This window comes from Streptomyces sp. NPDC004838 (genome assembly GCF_053600955.1).
Window position 1 is genome coordinate 242,029 of record NZ_JBSGAW010000003.1, and the last position, 15,586, is coordinate 257,614.

At 69.8% G+C, this 15,586-nt stretch carries 13 protein-coding genes; 5 read left to right on the forward strand and 8 right to left on the reverse strand.

Going from position 1 to position 15,586, the window contains the following annotated elements; all coding sequences use genetic code 11:
- Positions 1–192: 192 nt before the first annotated feature.
- From ACWEFL_RS05650 to ACWEFL_RS05660, 3 genes are all read left to right on the forward strand, one after another.
- Entirely contained in the window at positions 193–1,659 is a 1,467-nt protein-coding gene (locus ACWEFL_RS05650; RefSeq protein ID WP_451707849.1) for an ABC transporter permease, read from the forward strand.
- A 45-nt stretch (positions 1,660–1,704) separates the two neighbouring features.
- Entirely contained in the window at positions 1,705–2,388 is a 684-nt protein-coding gene (locus ACWEFL_RS05655) for an ABC transporter ATP-binding protein (protein WP_451707851.1), read from the forward strand.
- Positions 2,389–2,621: 233 nt separating this feature from the next.
- Positions 2,622–3,347, forward strand: a complete 726-nt coding sequence (locus tag ACWEFL_RS05660) for a hypothetical protein (protein ID WP_451707853.1) — start codon at positions 2,622–2,624, stop codon at positions 3,345–3,347.
- Between the two features lie 107 nt (positions 3,348–3,454).
- Here ACWEFL_RS05660 and ACWEFL_RS05665 read toward each other — a convergent pair whose 3' ends face one another.
- The 7 genes from ACWEFL_RS05665 to ACWEFL_RS05695 form a co-directional block, all read right to left on the reverse strand.
- Positions 3,455–3,703: a hypothetical protein gene (locus tag ACWEFL_RS05665; RefSeq protein WP_451707856.1), complete on the reverse strand. Its 249-nt coding sequence runs from the start codon at positions 3,701–3,703 to the stop codon at positions 3,455–3,457.
- Between the two features lie 83 nt (positions 3,704–3,786).
- On the reverse strand, positions 3,787–4,818 hold the full coding sequence (locus ACWEFL_RS05670) for a zinc-dependent alcohol dehydrogenase family protein (protein ID WP_451707858.1): 1,032 nt from the start codon (positions 4,816–4,818) through the stop codon (positions 3,787–3,789).
- A 227-nt stretch (positions 4,819–5,045) separates the two neighbouring features.
- Positions 5,046–5,984, reverse strand: coding sequence for a LysR family transcriptional regulator (locus ACWEFL_RS05675; protein ID WP_451707860.1), 939 nt, complete (start codon positions 5,982–5,984; stop codon positions 5,046–5,048).
- A gap of 223 nt (positions 5,985–6,207) precedes the next feature.
- On the reverse strand, positions 6,208–7,146 hold the full coding sequence (locus tag ACWEFL_RS05680; protein ID WP_451707863.1) for a phosphotriesterase family protein: 939 nt from the start codon (positions 7,144–7,146) through the stop codon (positions 6,208–6,210).
- A 34-nt stretch (positions 7,147–7,180) separates the two neighbouring features.
- Positions 7,181–7,480 (reverse strand): hypothetical protein, encoded by a 300-nt coding sequence (locus tag ACWEFL_RS05685; protein WP_451707866.1) that lies wholly within the window; start codon positions 7,478–7,480, stop codon positions 7,181–7,183.
- Entirely contained in the window at positions 7,477–9,534 is a 2,058-nt protein-coding gene (locus tag ACWEFL_RS05690; RefSeq protein WP_451707869.1) for a metallophosphoesterase, read from the reverse strand. Before ACWEFL_RS05690 ends, ACWEFL_RS05685 begins: the two co-directional genes overlap by 4 nt.
- A gap of 704 nt (positions 9,535–10,238) precedes the next feature.
- Positions 10,239–10,862 carry a TetR/AcrR family transcriptional regulator gene (locus ACWEFL_RS05695; RefSeq protein ID WP_451707872.1) on the reverse strand — a complete coding sequence of 208 codons (624 nt, stop codon included), beginning with the start codon at positions 10,860–10,862 and terminating at the stop codon, positions 10,239–10,241.
- Positions 10,863–11,036: 174 nt separating this feature from the next.
- Here ACWEFL_RS05695 and ACWEFL_RS05700 point away from each other — a divergent pair, with 174 nt between their 5' ends.
- Positions 11,037–12,407: a flavin monoamine oxidase family protein gene (locus tag ACWEFL_RS05700; RefSeq protein ID WP_451707875.1), complete on the forward strand. Its 1,371-nt coding sequence runs from the start codon at positions 11,037–11,039 to the stop codon at positions 12,405–12,407.
- Positions 12,408–12,421: 14 nt separating this feature from the next.
- Positions 12,422–13,858 (forward strand): APC family permease, encoded by a 1,437-nt coding sequence (locus ACWEFL_RS05705; RefSeq protein WP_451707878.1) that lies wholly within the window; start codon positions 12,422–12,424, stop codon positions 13,856–13,858.
- A gap of 485 nt (positions 13,859–14,343) precedes the next feature.
- Here ACWEFL_RS05705 and ACWEFL_RS05710 read toward each other — a convergent pair whose 3' ends face one another.
- A complete protein-coding gene (locus ACWEFL_RS05710) occupies positions 14,344–15,546 on the reverse strand; it encodes a TetR/AcrR family transcriptional regulator (RefSeq protein WP_451707881.1) in 1,203 nt (400 codons plus the stop codon).
- Positions 15,547–15,586: the final 40 nt, after the last annotated feature.

The window sequence follows — 15,586 nt, forward strand, 5'->3', positions numbered from 1 at the left end:
GCGTCGGAAGTGAGCGACATGGTGTTCCCGGCCCCGTCGTCCCGTACCGCGGGTGTTCCGGACGCGCCCTGACGTCCGGTCACGCTCCGGCCCACAGCGTGGCTCTGGTCCTGCCGACGGCTCCACGGCCTTCTCACGGATCTCTCAGAACGGCCTTACCACACCCTCACAAACCGCCCCTAACTTGCGACCATGTTCTTCACCTACCTCAGGCGCGAACTACGCCGCCGCAGAAAGGCGGCCTTCGTCGTCGCCTCCGGGCTCGCGCTGGGCATCGCACTGGTCATCGTGGTCAACTCCGTCTCCAACGGCATGGGGAAGGCCCAGGACGAGATCCTCCAGTCGCTCTACGGCCTCGGCACGGACATGACCGTCACCAAGGCGGCTCCGGCGGCCACCGGGGACGCGCAGCGGCCGCGCTTCAGGTTCGACGCGCAGGACGGCGACGGCTCCGCATCGCAGAGCAGCGACCGCGTGATGGTGCAGGGCTTCACCACCCTCGCCTCCTCCACGGTCGGCCAGGTCTCTTCGCAGAAGGGCGTCTCCGACGCCGCCGGCGGCCTGAGCCTGAACGTGGTGAAGGTCAGCGGAGAGTTCACGCGGGGCGAGTTCGAGCCCAACCAGAACCCCGGCGGACGGGGCGGTCAGGGCCCGGGCGGAGGCCAGCCGTCGGGAGAAGTCCGCGGCGGCGGCGCCGACTTCGACATCAACCAGTACACCGTCTACGGCACCGACGTCACCAAGACGGCGCTCGGCCCGCTGACCTCGTCGAAGATCACCAGCGGCCGCGGCTTCAAGACGACCGAGACCGACGCCAAGGTCGTCGTCGCCGACGCGGCGTACGCCAAGACGAAGAAGTACGAGGTCGGCAGCAAGGTTGCGGTCAAGGGCACCACGTATGAGGTGATCGGCCTCGCCACCGCCACCAGCGGTGACCCGGCCGCCAACCTGTACATGCCGCTCCAGCAGGCCCAGACCCTGGCCGGCGAGAAGGACAAGGTCACGACCGTCTACGTCAAGGCGACCGACTCGCAGCAGATCGACTCCGTCAAGAGCACCATCCAGAAGAACGTCTCCGGTACGACGGTGACCACCTCCGCCGACCTCGCCGAGACGGTCTCCGGATCACTGTCCACGGCCTCCGGCCTCGCCACCAGCGTCGGAAAGTGGCTGTCCGTCGCGGTGCTCATCGCGGCGTTCCTGGTCGCCGGCCTGCTCACCTCCTCCGCCGTCTCCCGCCGCGTACGCGAGTTCGGCACGCTCAAGGCACTGGGCTGGAAGTCGGGCCGGGTGACCCGGCAGGTCGTCGGAGAGGCCGTCGTCAACGGTCTGGTCGGCGGCGCTTTGGGCATCGCGCTCGGCCTGGCGGGCGCCTACGCCGTCACCGCGATCAGCCCCGGCCTCCAAGCACAACTCGGCGGCACGGGCGGTGGCTTCGGCGGACCGGGCGGTGGCTTCGGCGGCCCCGGCGGTGGCGGCTTCGGCCCGGGCCGAGAGGCGGCCAAGTCCCTGGAGGTCGCCCTCACCGCACCGGTCAGTGTGACGACGATCCTCCTCGCGGTGGGTCTGGCGGTGGCCGGCGGTCTGATCGCCGGGGGGTTCGGCGGCTGGCGCGCGTCCCGCCTGCGCCCCGCGGACGCGCTGCGCCGAGTGGAGTAGCGGCGACCGGACCGCACACGACACCCCGAGACCACAGGAGCGACCATGTACCAGCTGAGAAACGTCACCAAGAGCTACACCCGCGGCAAGGGCACCGTCCACGCACTCGACGACATCGACCTCACCATCGGCGACGGGGACCGCCTGGTCATTCAGGGCCCCACCGGCGGCGGCAAGTCCACCCTGCTCCAGATGCTCGGCGGCCTGGACCGTCCGAGTTCCGGCGAAGTCGTCCTGGACGGCACGGACCTGGCCAAGCTGTCCGAGGCACGGCTGACCAAGGTCCGCAGCGAGACCATCGGCTTCGTTTTCCAGTCCTTCAACCTGATCCCCACGCTCACCGCCCAGGAGAACGTGGAGACAGCTCTCGTCCCGCTCGGCGTGAAGACGAAGGTACGCCGCGAACGGGCCGCCGAAGCCCTCACCTCGGTGGGCCTCGGCGAACGCCTCGGCCACCTGCCGTCCGAGATGTCCGGCGGCCAGCAGCAGCGTGTCGCCATCGCCCGCGCGCTGGTGAAACAGCCCAAGGTGCTGCTCGCCGACGAACCCACCGGCAACCTCGACGAGGGCATGCGCGACGAGATCATGGAGGTCCTCGAACAGATGTGGAAGGAGCACGGGCTGACCTTCGTCATGGTCACCCACGACACCGCGATCGCGAAGAAGGCCCCACGGCTGGCGACCATCAGCAGGGGCAGGATCACCGTGACGGAGAGGGCGGTCGCGTAGGAAAGCGCCGGGTGTCACGCGGATCTCAGCCGCCCCCTTGATGCTGCGCGCTCAACCTGTCTGCCGTGAGCGGGCCCGGCTGGGACGAGCGAGGCCGGAAGGGAATGCTGTAGCACTCGGAGCCACAAGACGGGGCAGATGTCCTCGTTTCACATGATCCCGACCACGAAGGGAGATACCATCCCGCGTGCGGAGCGGCCACCGAGGCCGCTCCGACGGCCAGGGGGACATTCGTGATCCGAAAGAGCATACCGATACTCGGCGTTCTCTTACTCGCAAGCGGATGCGGCGACCCGCCCGAGCGGCGGACCGCGGCAGATTCGCCGCCGCCGACGGTCTCCTCCGCACCCGCTCCCGCGACCGGCACACCAGCCCCGGACATCAGCGAATCCTCCCCGGCCTCCGGACTCGCCGAGCAGGAACCCACCGAAGAGACCGTCACCGAGGACAGCCCGACGCCCGACGAGGCGGACGCGTTCGACGACAGCGGCTCGACCGGCGACACCGACCGGTCGACGGGTTCCGGGTCCCTGGACTGCGGCACTCTCCCGGGCAGCGGCACCTTCACCGACCCGCTGCAACTCGGGGTCGTCAACAGCCCGGTGACCGCCCGGGGCTGCCTGCCGCTGACTCCCGGCACACCGTTCAACGTCCGCTACTTCTCCTTCACACTGCCCGCCGCACCCGGCGCGAACGCCCACGCCGGCGCGTCCTTCACCATCGACCAGGACAGAATCGGCCCGGTGTACCCGGCCGTCATCCTGCCCGGCGGCTGGATTCTCAAGCAGAGCCTGGGGTCCGGGTACTGGACCGGTACCGAACCCTTCTTCACCGGCCGGTACCAGAACATCTCCGATCTGAACCCGGGCGCCTACATCCTCCGCACAGAGAAAATGGACACGGCGATCAACTCACTCACCACACCCCACTACGACGTCGTCGTCGACGCGGACAACTGAACGTCACCCGGAATCGGCGCCCGCCGCCGACCCGGGGCACTCTCACAGCAGGCCACTGGGCCCACGCGTACGCCGTATGCCAGAGGGCACCGAGGCAGCGCTTGCTGTCAGGGGAAGTCCGGGCACTCCCCGGCAAGGCCCTGTGAGACGGGATGCCATATGCCGTGGTCCTCACGCACGCTCAGTCGATCCGCTTCCTGTGCGGTCTCGATCGGCTGAGTGGTGGTCACGGGGACGGCCGCGGCGAAGACCCGCCCGAGGTGGTGGCAGTGCAGCATCGGACGGAGTTCCTCCGGATACGGCTCACCGGCGACCGCGAAGAGATCGGGCAGGGTCCGGCCCAGCGGACCCGCCACGGCAGACAGCTGCTGCCGGCGACGAACCCGGGTGATACCAAGCCCGGATGCCGGGTCGACTCCCGGGTTTCCGACGGTGGACGTCAGCCGGGCACCAGTACGGCGGCGCCGTTGACCCGGTCGGCCGCCAGATCGGCGAGCGCCCGGTCGGCGCGGCTCAAGGGGTAGGGGCTCACCGTGACCCGGATGCCGACACGCTCGGCCAGCGCCAGGAAGTCCCGTCCGTCCTGACGGGTGTTGGAGGTGACACTGCGCAGATTCCGCTCCTGGAACAGATGGCGCTGATAGTTCAGCACCGGGATGTCGGAGAGGTGAATGCCGGCGACGGCGAGAGTGCCCGACCGGTCCAGGGCCTCCAGCGCCACCGGCACCAGGTCGCCCACCGGAGCGAAGAGGATCGCCGAGTCCAATGGCTCAGGCGGCCGGTCCCAGGCGCCGCCCGCCGAAGCCGCCCCGAGTTCCAGGGCAAGCTCCCGGGCCCGCTCCGACCGGGTCAGCACATGCACCGTGGCACCCTCCGCAAGAGCCACCTGAGCGGCCAGATGGGCCGACGCACCGAAACCGTAGACACCCAGCCGCCCACCCACAGGCAGCGCGCTGCGCCGCAGCGCCCGGAAGCCGATGATCCCGGCGCACAGGAGAGGGGCGAGCAGCACCGGATCCCGGTCCTCGGGTAGCCGGTAGGCGAACGCCTCCGGAACCACGGCCGTCTCGGCGAAACCACCATCGGCGTCCCACCCCGTGTAGACGGAGCGGGGGCAGAGGTTCTCCCGGTCGGCCCGGCAGTACCGACAGCTCCCGCAAGTGCCGCGCAACCACGCCCCGCCCGCCCGGTCACCGACGCGGAAGAGACCGACCCCTTCACCCACGGCTTCGACCCGGCCGACGATCTCATGCCCGGGAACCGTCGACGGACGGTGCGGCACGAGATCCCCCTCGGCCAGATGCAGATCAGTGCGGCACACACCGCACGCCTCCACCCGCAGCACCAGCTCGCCCGGGCTCGGCTCCGGTGCATCCCGCCGGACCCGCTCCAAAGGCCCGGCGCCTATCGGCCCCGGTGTCTTTACGGCCCAGCCACTGTGCGCGGCGGGAGCGGATGCCGAAGCAGCCATGATTCAAGGCTGCTGCATGTACTCGGTCGGGGCAAGCGGGCCCACCTGGGCTGCCAGAATGCCGAACCACAGGGGGTGCACCAGCATGCGTTCGCAGCCGGCTCGGCCCGGATACGGTCCGGTCTCCTCCCGCAGCCCGTCCACGCGACGGCGAGCAGCGAGTTCGTGCTCGTGCAATAGCCCTACAACCGACGCATCCGCAACCTCCCCAAGCAGCGACCACCCACTCATGGCGAAAAGTACCGAGCCAGTACGGTCGGCCGTTGCCCGACCATGTCCCAGAACTCCCGTGCCGCGGGGGAGAGCGCCTCGTCGGAGCGGACGAGCGCGGCGGATCGCGTCATTTTCGGCGTCAGGTCGGCTACCAGGGCACCGGCCGCTCCGGCCAGTTCCGCTTCGAACCGCGGCAGGAACGTCGCGCCCGCGCCCGCGACGAGAAGGGGGACGTATGCCTCTCGGTGATCGGTTCGCACCGCCACGTGCTTGCGCCACTCGTGGCGGCCGTACCGCTGGTCGAGGCAAGCGGCGGGCCTGGATGATTCCCACCACGGCCCGATGACGAGGCCGCAGGCGAGGACCTCGTCCCATGTGGCCACACCCGGTTCCTGTAGTTGCGTCTCGGGCGGTACGACGGCGACGAAGTCCTGATGTCCGAGCGGGAGTGTCTGCAGTCCTTGAGCGTCATCGAGTTGCTCGGTGAACCCGAGCTCGCACACTCCCATCCGCACCATCTCGGCGATCTCCGGGATCCTCGGCTGCGAGGGGCTCCGGATCGTCACCTTCACCTGCGGGTGACGCATCCGGAACTCGGCGATCAGCGGACTCACGGGAGATTGCGACAGGGTGGGGAGGGAGGCGATGTCCAGAGTCCCACCGGTCAACCCGACCACGTCCATGACGGCCGACCGGATCGCGCTCATCCCGCGCAGCGCGCGCCGTGCGGGCTCGATCGCGGCCTTGCCGCCCGGTGTGAGCACAACGCCTTTCGAGGTTCTCCTGAACAACTGCACGCCCAGTTCTTTTTCGAGCTGCGCCATCGCTTGAGAAAGAGTCGGTTGGGTGACGTGCAATTCGGCGGCGGCCCGACCGAAACTTCCTGAGTCAGCGACCGCCACGAAGTATTCGATTTGTCGCCGTTCCATTCGCGCATTATGACAGCGCGCCACGGCCCCGGGCTATACCGAATTCCTTCGAGTTCTGACGCCGAGGTTTCGGTCCTGGCGAAGGAAACCCGCGACTACCATCGTCATTCCTGGGCCGAGGAGATTCGCGCGGAGCCGGTGGCACCCATGGCGTCCGACGGCACCTCTTCGGAATGCCGACGTGGGCGAGGAGGCCGCTCTCCTCGCCCACGTCGGCCCGGAGCGCACTGGATGGCGCGAGAGCCGGTCAGCCCGTCCCGGTCAGCGCGCGCCGCGGATTCTCCACGAGGAGACGGTCGATCTCCTTCGCCGAGAGCCCTCGCTCCCGCAGCCGGGGGACGATGGTCGTCGCGATGACGGTCAGCCCCGCTCCGCCGTGCGACGACAGGTCGGGGCGGAACGCAAGGTCGTGCGAGAGCAGCACGTGATCGATCAGTCCCGCCTCGGCCATGGCGAGCACGTAGTCGACGCGGCGGTCGAGGTCGACGCCCTTGCGTATGTGGTCGAACTCGACGTACGCGCCGCGTCGCGCGATCGCACAGTGGTAGGCCGTCATGTCCTGGAGCCGTGTCCAGTCAGGGGATCCGACGCTGTCGCAGTGGCCGATGATCACGCGCTGGGGATCGACGCCGGCCGACTCCAGCAGATCGAGCTGCTCCAGTCCGACCGGCCAGTGGGCGGCGTGTGTGCTGATCGTCACTCCGGTCTCACGATGGGCGAACGCGGCGGCGCGGAAGACGCGTTCCTCCTGGGCGGAGATGTACTGCTCGCAGCCGATCTCGCCGATGATGCCCGCCCGGACCTCCGTGTCATCGATCCCCACGGTCAGGTCGCGGACGAACAGCTCGGCAATCGAGCGTGTGCTGGTCCGGTCCATCCAGTCGCGGTCGAAGTACGCCTGCCGGTAGAACCCCGTGCCGAGCACGATGTTCACCCCGGACTCCTCGCTCAGCCTCCGCAGGCCGGTCGGCCGTTGCCCCAGGGACCGATTGGTCAGGTCCACGACCGTTCGGCCGCCCTCCGCGCGGAACCGGACCAGCTCGGCCAGTGCTTGGATCCCGTCGTTGAGGAGACCCGCTGCGCGGTGTTCCCGCATCGTGTCGACGAGAAGGTGCTCGTGCATCAGCGTCGAGCCGATCTCCTCCGCGGTGACGGGGCCCCGCACCGTCATGACGTCATGTGTCATCGCTTCCTCGTTTCTGTCGCATTGCGCTGACTCGTCATGGAATGACCGGTGGCTCGTAGTCCAGCGTGCCCGCGAGAAGCCACACGAGGACCAGGACGATGGGGAAGTGGACCAGGAACTGGACGAATGTGAAGCCGATGACGTGGCGGGCACGAAGGCCCAGCACGCCGAGAACCGGAAGCATCCAGACGGCGATCAGTGCGAACACGAAGGCGTCGGGGAACCACCGCTCCATCCATGCGGCGATGCGGAGGGCCACCCGCTGGAGGAACCCGCCTTCGGCGTGCTCGGGCTCGGCAACGGCGTGCTGCCCGCCCTCTTCCCGCGCGGTCATGCGGTGCCTCTCAGCACGAGTGCCGGTCCGCCGCAGAGGCCCTGCGCGCCCTCGACCGTTCCCACGCGCCCTGTAGCGAGGTCGACCACTCGTGCCGCGGGCTCGGCAGCGGCGCCCACGGCCGACCGGACCGCATCCCACGAGCATGTCTCGTCGGGGGTGACGACGATGCCGTCACCGAAGTCGATCCAGGTCAGATCCTCGGACCGGTGCTGTGCCAGGGAGGGGCCCCGACCCGTCCGCGTCGGCAGTGCCGCCGTGAGGTGCTTGGCGACCAGCCCCGCCGGGCGCAGGTTGGAGCGACGGTCGACCAGTCCGTTCCGCGGGAAGTAGCCGCGGTCCATGTCGCCGAAGGTGTCGAGGTTGATCTCGAGGCTGTGCAGCTCGTGCGCCGCGACGAGTGTCTCCGCGACCCGGCGAGCCGTCGTGCGGTCGTCGTGCTCGGACGAGCCCGGGTGGTCGGCGGCGAGTTTGACGAGCACGGTGGCGCGGAGCCCGAGGTCGGCCACCAACGCGTGGATGGCGGCGAGGGAAGGCACGGGGCTCTCGCTCCTCGCCACCGTGAACGCCAGACCTGACACGGCGTCGCGGAAGCCGGCCGTGCCCGCCAGCTCCTTCAGCACCGCCTGGTCGTCGGGAGTGAACCCGTGGCGGATGTGGTGCGCGTAGTCGTCGCCACCGTGCTCGTCACCGGCTGACGTCCTCACCGCCGACAGATGCACCGGGAGCCCCGTCGCACGGCTGATCCGGGAGATCTCCGCGAACCGCGCGGTCAGCAGGCTCGGCGGAAGGACGACCTCCAGCGCGCTTGTGAACCACCGGTACTCGGTCAGGAGGCGTACGGCCTCGTCCCCGGGCACCCCGTAGGTGAACACCTGGAATTGGTGGCCGGAGTGCGCGAGCTGCTCCATCCGGCCCCGGATCCGGTCGTCGAGCAGGTCCTGGACCGGCACACGCAGCCGGTTGACGCCCATCTCCCACAGCGCCATGAGGGGGTAGTCGTTGCGAACCGTCTTGCGCGCGAATTCGTCGACCACGCCCGAGTAGGGGATCTGTGTCTCCTCCGCCCAGAGCTGACGGGCGTCGACCCCCATCGCGGACGGCTGCTCGGCCGCGCCCAGCAGCGGCTGCCCGCCCGCTCCGCCCATCGACGCCTCGGCTTCGTCGTGGCGGAGATAGTCCCGCACCACCCGGGTGACGTGCCGGTCCGGATAGACCTCGACGAGGAAGAACCCCAACTTGGCGGTGTCGTTCCGTCCGTACTCGTGCCTTTCTTCGGGCGCGATCCGGCTGAACTCGCTGTAGTCGTGCCGCACGAAAGCCACAGACGGAGCGACGTAGTGGTCGCTGTCGCGGTGCCGGTTGTAGAAGAAGTTGTGGACGTGCCCGCCGAATGCCCCCTCCACCTGGTACTCGGCGAACGTGTCCAGGAGCCACGACCGGGCCGGCTCGTCGATGTTGTCGTAGTGCCCGATCTCGGTGGGCGACGTGATGAACGCCGGGTAGTGCGTGAACGCGAAGGTGCGCCGCCCCCCGCTCTGCCGCAGATCGTCCTCGAGCCAGCTCCTTTGCTGCCGCTCGGCCTCGAGACCCGAGTTCAGCAACTGGGCGTTGATGACGACGAAGTGGCATCCGCCGTGGTCGAAGGAGTAGTAGTCGCGTCCGAAGATGGACCGGTACTTCTCGAGGAAGGGCTCGGTCACGCTCTTCGCGGGAAGCCACTCCCCCGGCTTGTCCCCCACGTCGTGGTTGCCCGGCACGAGGTAGAGCGGACACGTCAGCCCGGAGTAGATCTCCTGGAAGCTGGTCGCCGCCTTCGTGAAGGTCTCCAGCGCGGGCACGGGATGGACGAGGTCTCCGAGATGGACGACGAAGTCCGGCGAAAGACGGTTCAGCTCCGCGACCGCGCGCCGGGACCGCTCGTTGGCCAGACGATTGCTCGCCCACGGTGAAGACGAGTGGTCGTCACCGGGATTGACATGCGAATCCGCAATTACAGCGAAAGCGAAAAGCAGGTCTTCGGGCGCACGGTCACGCGAATTCGGACTCGCCATGAGAGTTTTTCCTCACCTCGTCGGGCATGTTCGCAAAGTTAACTTCCGGGCACCTTCGAGGGTCAATATGGAACTTCTTATGGTCGCCCATAGGCCAAAACAATGGACTCCTTTTGGGGCGCAGGTTTGTGAGGAGGCGCGGCCCGTGCCACGAGCGTTGAGAGACTCAGCGCTCAGAGCGGCGGCCCGCTCCGGGGCGCTCCCCCTCCGGCGCACGACGCTGCGCATGGCCCCTGGGAGCGTCGGAGTGCCGGTGCGGCGATCGGCGAGCGCGTCCTCGCCCCTCTTGGGCTTGCCCGGATCGGACTTGCCCCGCCAGGGGCGGGAACCCGCCATCCACCCGGTCGATGTCGGCCCCGCACCCGCACCCGCCCCCGCCCAGCCCCGTCACCCGGAACTCCAACGAGGCCCCTCATCCCCTCGTCTGTCCCGCGGGCACGGCACACGAGGATGCCGCTGTGGGCGGGGTGACGGAACATCCGACCACTTCCGCAAGGGATTCGGCGGGACGGAACTCCGGATTCGGACAGTGGCCCAGGCTCCCCCGAACCGCGTCCCCAGCCCCACCATCTGCCATCGCTCTTGGGACGGCGAAGTACACCGGCCTTCTGATGCCGACGCGTGCGACGACCGCGGCCTTGCCCGCCGGCTGGTGCCGACGGGCGGTGTGAAGCTCCGCCACCGCGCGGATCAGCGGGGCCGGGTCACCGCTCCGGGGCGATCGGCTGCGGGTCGGCGTACCGCACCAACTGGCGGACGAGGGTCTCCTGGTCGGCCAGGCTGCGCCGGGCGTCTCGGGAGACGAGGTACTGAAGCAGCAGTCCGTCGGTCCCGGCGAGCTGCAACCGGGCGAGTTGCTCGGCGGGGACCGCCAGGGTGACGCCGACGCGCGCGGCGACCTGCTGCCAGTGCATGGTGATCAGATCCAGGTAGCGGTCGTACTGCCACCGTGCCATGTCCGCCATGCCGGCCGTGCGCAGCGCCCATATGGACAGCTCGTACTGCATCAGATGCTCGTCGGGTTCGCCCTTGAACACAGCGGACCAGATCGTACGGGCGCCGGAGAGAATCCCGGACTCCAGGTCGGTGCTGGTCTCGGATGCCTCGCGGAGGACGGTCGAGATGTCCTCCACCACGTCCTCGAGCACGGCGTGCAGCAACTGCTCCTTGCTGGGAAAGGCGTAGTGCACCGTGCCCAGCGCCACGCCCGCCTCGGCGGCGACGGCGCGCAGCGTGCTGGCGGCCAGGCCCTGCCGGGCGACTACCCGCCGCGCCGCGGTGACCAGCTGCCGCCGCCGCGTGTCCGCCTTCACATAGACCGTTGCCAACGTCCCGCCCTTCATCCGGTACCTCAGAATATCCGGCTCGCCTCTTGTGGTGCGGGTCGCCAGCGTGCCAATCTCTCGAAGAGTCGGACGTCCGACCAAGAAACTTGTGCCGGAATGCCACGGTACGGCGGACGCCGACGATCACGGTCTCTCGCGATCACGAGGAGCGCACAGATGGAACGTTTTGACGTGGCCGTTGTCGGCGCGGGCCTGGCCGGCCTGACCGCGGCGGTGGACCTGGCGGACCGGGGGCGTCGGGTGGTGGTCCTGGAGGCGCGCGACCGGGTCGGCGGCCGGACCGCCGGCCAGGTGATGTCGGACGGGCACCCGATCGAGGTGGGCGGCCAGTGGCTGGGCCCGACCCAGGGCGCTGTGCTCGCCCTGTGCGACGCCTACGGTGTGAAGACCTATCCGCAGTACGCGGCCGGTGACCACGTCTTCAGCTGGGGCGGCGAGGCCAGGCGGTACCGCGAGGGCGAGATGCGGCTGGCCCCCGAGTCGGCCGCGGAGTTCGTCCGGACCAAGACCGAGCTCGAGGCCATGGCGGCGACGCTGGACCTGGAGAAGCCGTGGGCCGCGCCCGGGGCCCGCGAATGGGATGCGATCACCCTGCACTCCTGGCTCCACGACGCCACCGCGGACGAGGACGCCCTGGCCTTCTGGCGGTTCATCGTGCCCGGCATCTTCGCCGCCGAGCCGCGCGACATGTCGCTGCTGCACTTCCTCTTCTACATCGCCTCCGGCGGGATGCTCGACATGCTGCTCGGCCTGAAGGGCTGCGCCCAGGACCGCCGCGTGGTCGGCGGATCCCACCTGATCTCCGAGGCTCTCGCCGGATCACTGGGCGCGGCGGTGCGGCTCTCCTCGCCCGTCCACGCGATCGAGCACACGGCCGACGGCGCCGTGGTCCGCCACGAGGGCGGCGCGGTCGCCGCAGGCCGGGTCGTGGTCGCGCTCCCGCCGACCCTGGCCGGCCGGCTGCGCTACTCGCCGGCGATGCCCGCTCTGCGCGACCAGCTCACACAGCAGGTCCCGATGGGCTCGGTCATCAAGGTCACCATCCGCTACGGTCGGCCGTTCTGGCGCGAGGCCGGACTCAGCGGCCTGGTTTCGGCACCGGACCGGGCGCTGTCCGCCGTCGCCGACAACACCCCGTACGGGTCCGGGCACGGCGTGCTGGCGGGCTTCTTCGAGGGCGCCCACGCGCGCCGGCTGAGCGCGGCGAGCCGGGATGAACGGCGCGCCCTCGCGGTGGAATGCCTGGTGGACTTCTTCGGCCCCGAGGCCGCCGAGCCGCTGGAGTACCTGGAACTGGACTGGAGCGCCGAGGAGTACAGCCGGGGCTGCTACGGCGGCCACCTCGGCGCCGGCGTCTGGACGGCCTTCGGTCCGCAACTGCGGGAGCCGGTCGGCGTCATCCACTGGGCCGGCACCGAGACCGCCGCCGTCTGGAACGGCTACATGGACGGCGCGGTGCGGTCCGGTCACCGCGTCGCCGCGGAGATCCACGCCGCTCTGTCCGCCACCGCCACCGCCACGCGCTGAAAGGGAAACCCGCCATGCCCGATTCCTCCGAACCGCCCGCCAGACGCACCCTGACCGCGCCGAAGATCACGTTCTTCATCATCGCGGCCACCGCGCCGATGGCCGCGATGGTCGGCAGCGTGCCCTACGGCTTCTCCCTGGGCACCGGTGCCGGTGTGCCCGTCGCCTATCTGATCGCCGGCGCGATCATGTTCTGCTTCGCAGCGGGCTACGCGGCGATAAGCCGGCGGATCGTCAACGCCGGTGCGCTGTACGCCTACATCCGCGCGGCCCTGGGCCGCGTCCCCGGCGCGGCCGCCGCCTATCTGGCCGCTCTCGCCTACAACGCGCTCACCATCGGCCTGTGCGCGGCCTTCGGCTACTTCGCCAACCTGACCCTCGGCGGCCCGAGCTGGTACTGGTACACAGCCGCCGCGATCGGGCTCACCGCCCTGCTGGGACGACGGCAGATCGACCTCTCCGCCCGGATGCTGGGCATCCTGATGGGTGCGGAGGTCGCCATCCTGGTCGTGTTGGACATCGGGATCGTCGCGCACAAGGGCGCCGCCGCCTTCCCCTCGGTCTCCTTCGAGCCCGAGGTCGCGCTGGGCACGGGCCTCGCCGTCACCCTCTCCTTCGCCTTCACCTCCTTCGCCGGAATCGAGTCCGCGGCGCTCTACGGCGAGGAGGCCCGCGACCCGCGCCGGTCGGTGGCGCTGGCGTCGTACTGGGCCGTGGGCATCGTCGCCTTCCTCTACGGCCTGACCAGCTGGATCGCGGTCGGCGGCGTGGGTCCGGAGAACGTCCGCACCCGGGCCGACGAGGAACTCGGCGACCTGGTGTTCAACCTCACCACCGAGTACACGGCCAAGTGGGTCACCGCGATCATGGCACTGCTGATGATCACCAGTGTGTTCGCCTCCGTCGTGGCCCTGCACAACGCCACCAGCCGGTACATGTACGTCCTGGGGCGCGAGAGCATGCTGCCCCGCGTGCTGGGCGCCACCCACCCGAAGTTCGGTTCCCCGCACCGGGCCAGCGCCGTGCAGTCCGTGCTGGCGGCCCTGGTGATCGCCGTCTTCGCCGTCGCCGGTCTGCACCCGTACACCACGCTCGGCATCAGCCTGGTCACCCTGGGCACCGTCGGGATCATGGTGCTGCTGCTGGGCACCTCGCTGGCCGTCGTCGTCTACTTCGCCCGGAACCCGGCCGACCGCCACTGGTGGCGCACCGTGCTCGCCCCGCTGCTCGCCCTGCTCGGCCTGGGCACCGCGATCGTCCTGGTCATCGGGCACTACTCCAACCTGACCGGCACTGACTCGCCCGTGGTGAACGGCCTGCCGGTCCTTCTCCTGGTCGCCGCGGCCGGCGGCGCGGGCCGTGCCCTCTGGCTGCGTCGGCGGCACCCGGACGCCTACCGGGCACTGGACGCCGATGCCGCCGGAGCCCGTCCCGAGCCGGTGGCACCGTGAACCGCCCGCCGAGCCTGTGCGCCCACGACCATCCTTGAGGAACCGCACGACCGGCACGCCGCCCGACATCGTCCTGATCACCGCCGACAACCAGCCGGCCACCCTGCTCGGCTGCTACGGCAACGGCGATGTGGAAACCCCGCATATCGACCGCCGGCAGCGGAGGGCACCAGGTTCGCCTGGAGCTTCGCCTCCAACGGCATGTGCTCGCCGGGCCAAGCCACCCTCTTCACCGGCCTGATGCCCTCCCAGCACGGCCTGCACGGCCGGCTCGACGACAAGGCGACGGCCGACTGGCCCGAGGACTGGTGCGCGGTCGCCCGCTCGGATCGCCCGGTTCGCCAGCCAGTCGGTCCAGGCCGTGCCGGTAGGGGTGCCGTCAGATGACCTGGTCGCCGGCCTTCACTTGGGTGACGCCCTCGCCGAGATGCGCCTCACAGGCGGGCCGCCGCCCATGAAGTGAACCCGTGCGGTCTCCGGCGGGTTCAGCCCGAAGAAGGCACGTCGGCGGGAAGTCCCAGCACGGCGCGGCCCAGTGCGACGATCTCGTCGCGGAGCGCCGGACGGGGCCAGACCTCACTGTTCCGGCTGAGCGTGCTCACCACGCTGTGCGTCGCGTGCACCAGCAACTCGGCCTCGGCCGGGAGGAGTTCGGGCCGATGGCCGGTGAGCAGCGCCGTCCACTCGGCCACGTAGTCGTGCTGCATCCGGCGGACGATCCGGCGCTCCTCCGCGGGTACGTTGACGATTTCGTGGAGCAGAGCCCTCATGGCGTCACCGTGCTGGAGGCTGATCCGGACGAAGGAGTTCAGGGCGGCGTCGAGTGCCTGCCCGGGTTCCTCCGCGTACTCGAGGGCCGCCGAAAGGTCGAAGAGCATCGCCTCCAGGCAGCGGGTCAGCGCCGCGACCAGGATCGCCGACTTGCCGGCGAAGTGGTGGTAGAGGCTGGGTCCGGCCATCCCGGCCGCGGCCGCGGCGATGTCCTCCATGCCGACCGCCTCGTAGCCCCGCTCGGCGAAGAGCTTGGTCGCGGCGGCGAGGACCGCCTCGCGCCGGGAGACCGGAAGCAGTCGCCCGCGTGGAACCGGTCGCCGGCCTCCCTCCGCGCCCTCCCGCGGCTCAAGCCCCCGGAACTCGCAGACGACCAAGGCGAGATCGGTCATCAGCGGCCGTGCCCGCGCCGGTTCGGCCTTCCCCGCGTGCTGGCTCATGGTGGCGAAGACGGAGATGACCGCCCTCAGCAGCAGCTCCACGCCGTCGGCCGACAGGTCCGGGCGGGAGGCGGCGATCGCGGAGTGCAGCGGCTCTACGGTGGCGACGTAGCGCGCACGCAGCTCGTGCCGCTGTTCCTGGGGCAGATGGGCCAGTTCCCGCTCCCACGACACGTCCGTGTGGCGCCGGTCCAGCATGGCCGCGGCGACGGCGTCGAGCATCTCGCGCAGGTCGCGGTACTCACCGCGGAAGGGTTCGGTGTTCTTGTCGATCGTGTCGACCAGGGTGGCGTACAGCAGCTCCTGCTTGCCGCTGAAATGCCGGTACAGGGCGGGGCCGGAGATGCCGACCGCTTCGGCGATGTCGGAGATGCCGACGTTGTGGAATCCGGACGTGCGGAACTGCTCGGAGGCGGCAGCGATGATCTGCTGCTTCCGGTTCCGGGGGCGCGTGCTCCTCGGCCGGGCTTCGGTCATCGGTTCGCCTTCTTCTCTGTTCACTTCCCTGCGTCGCCAA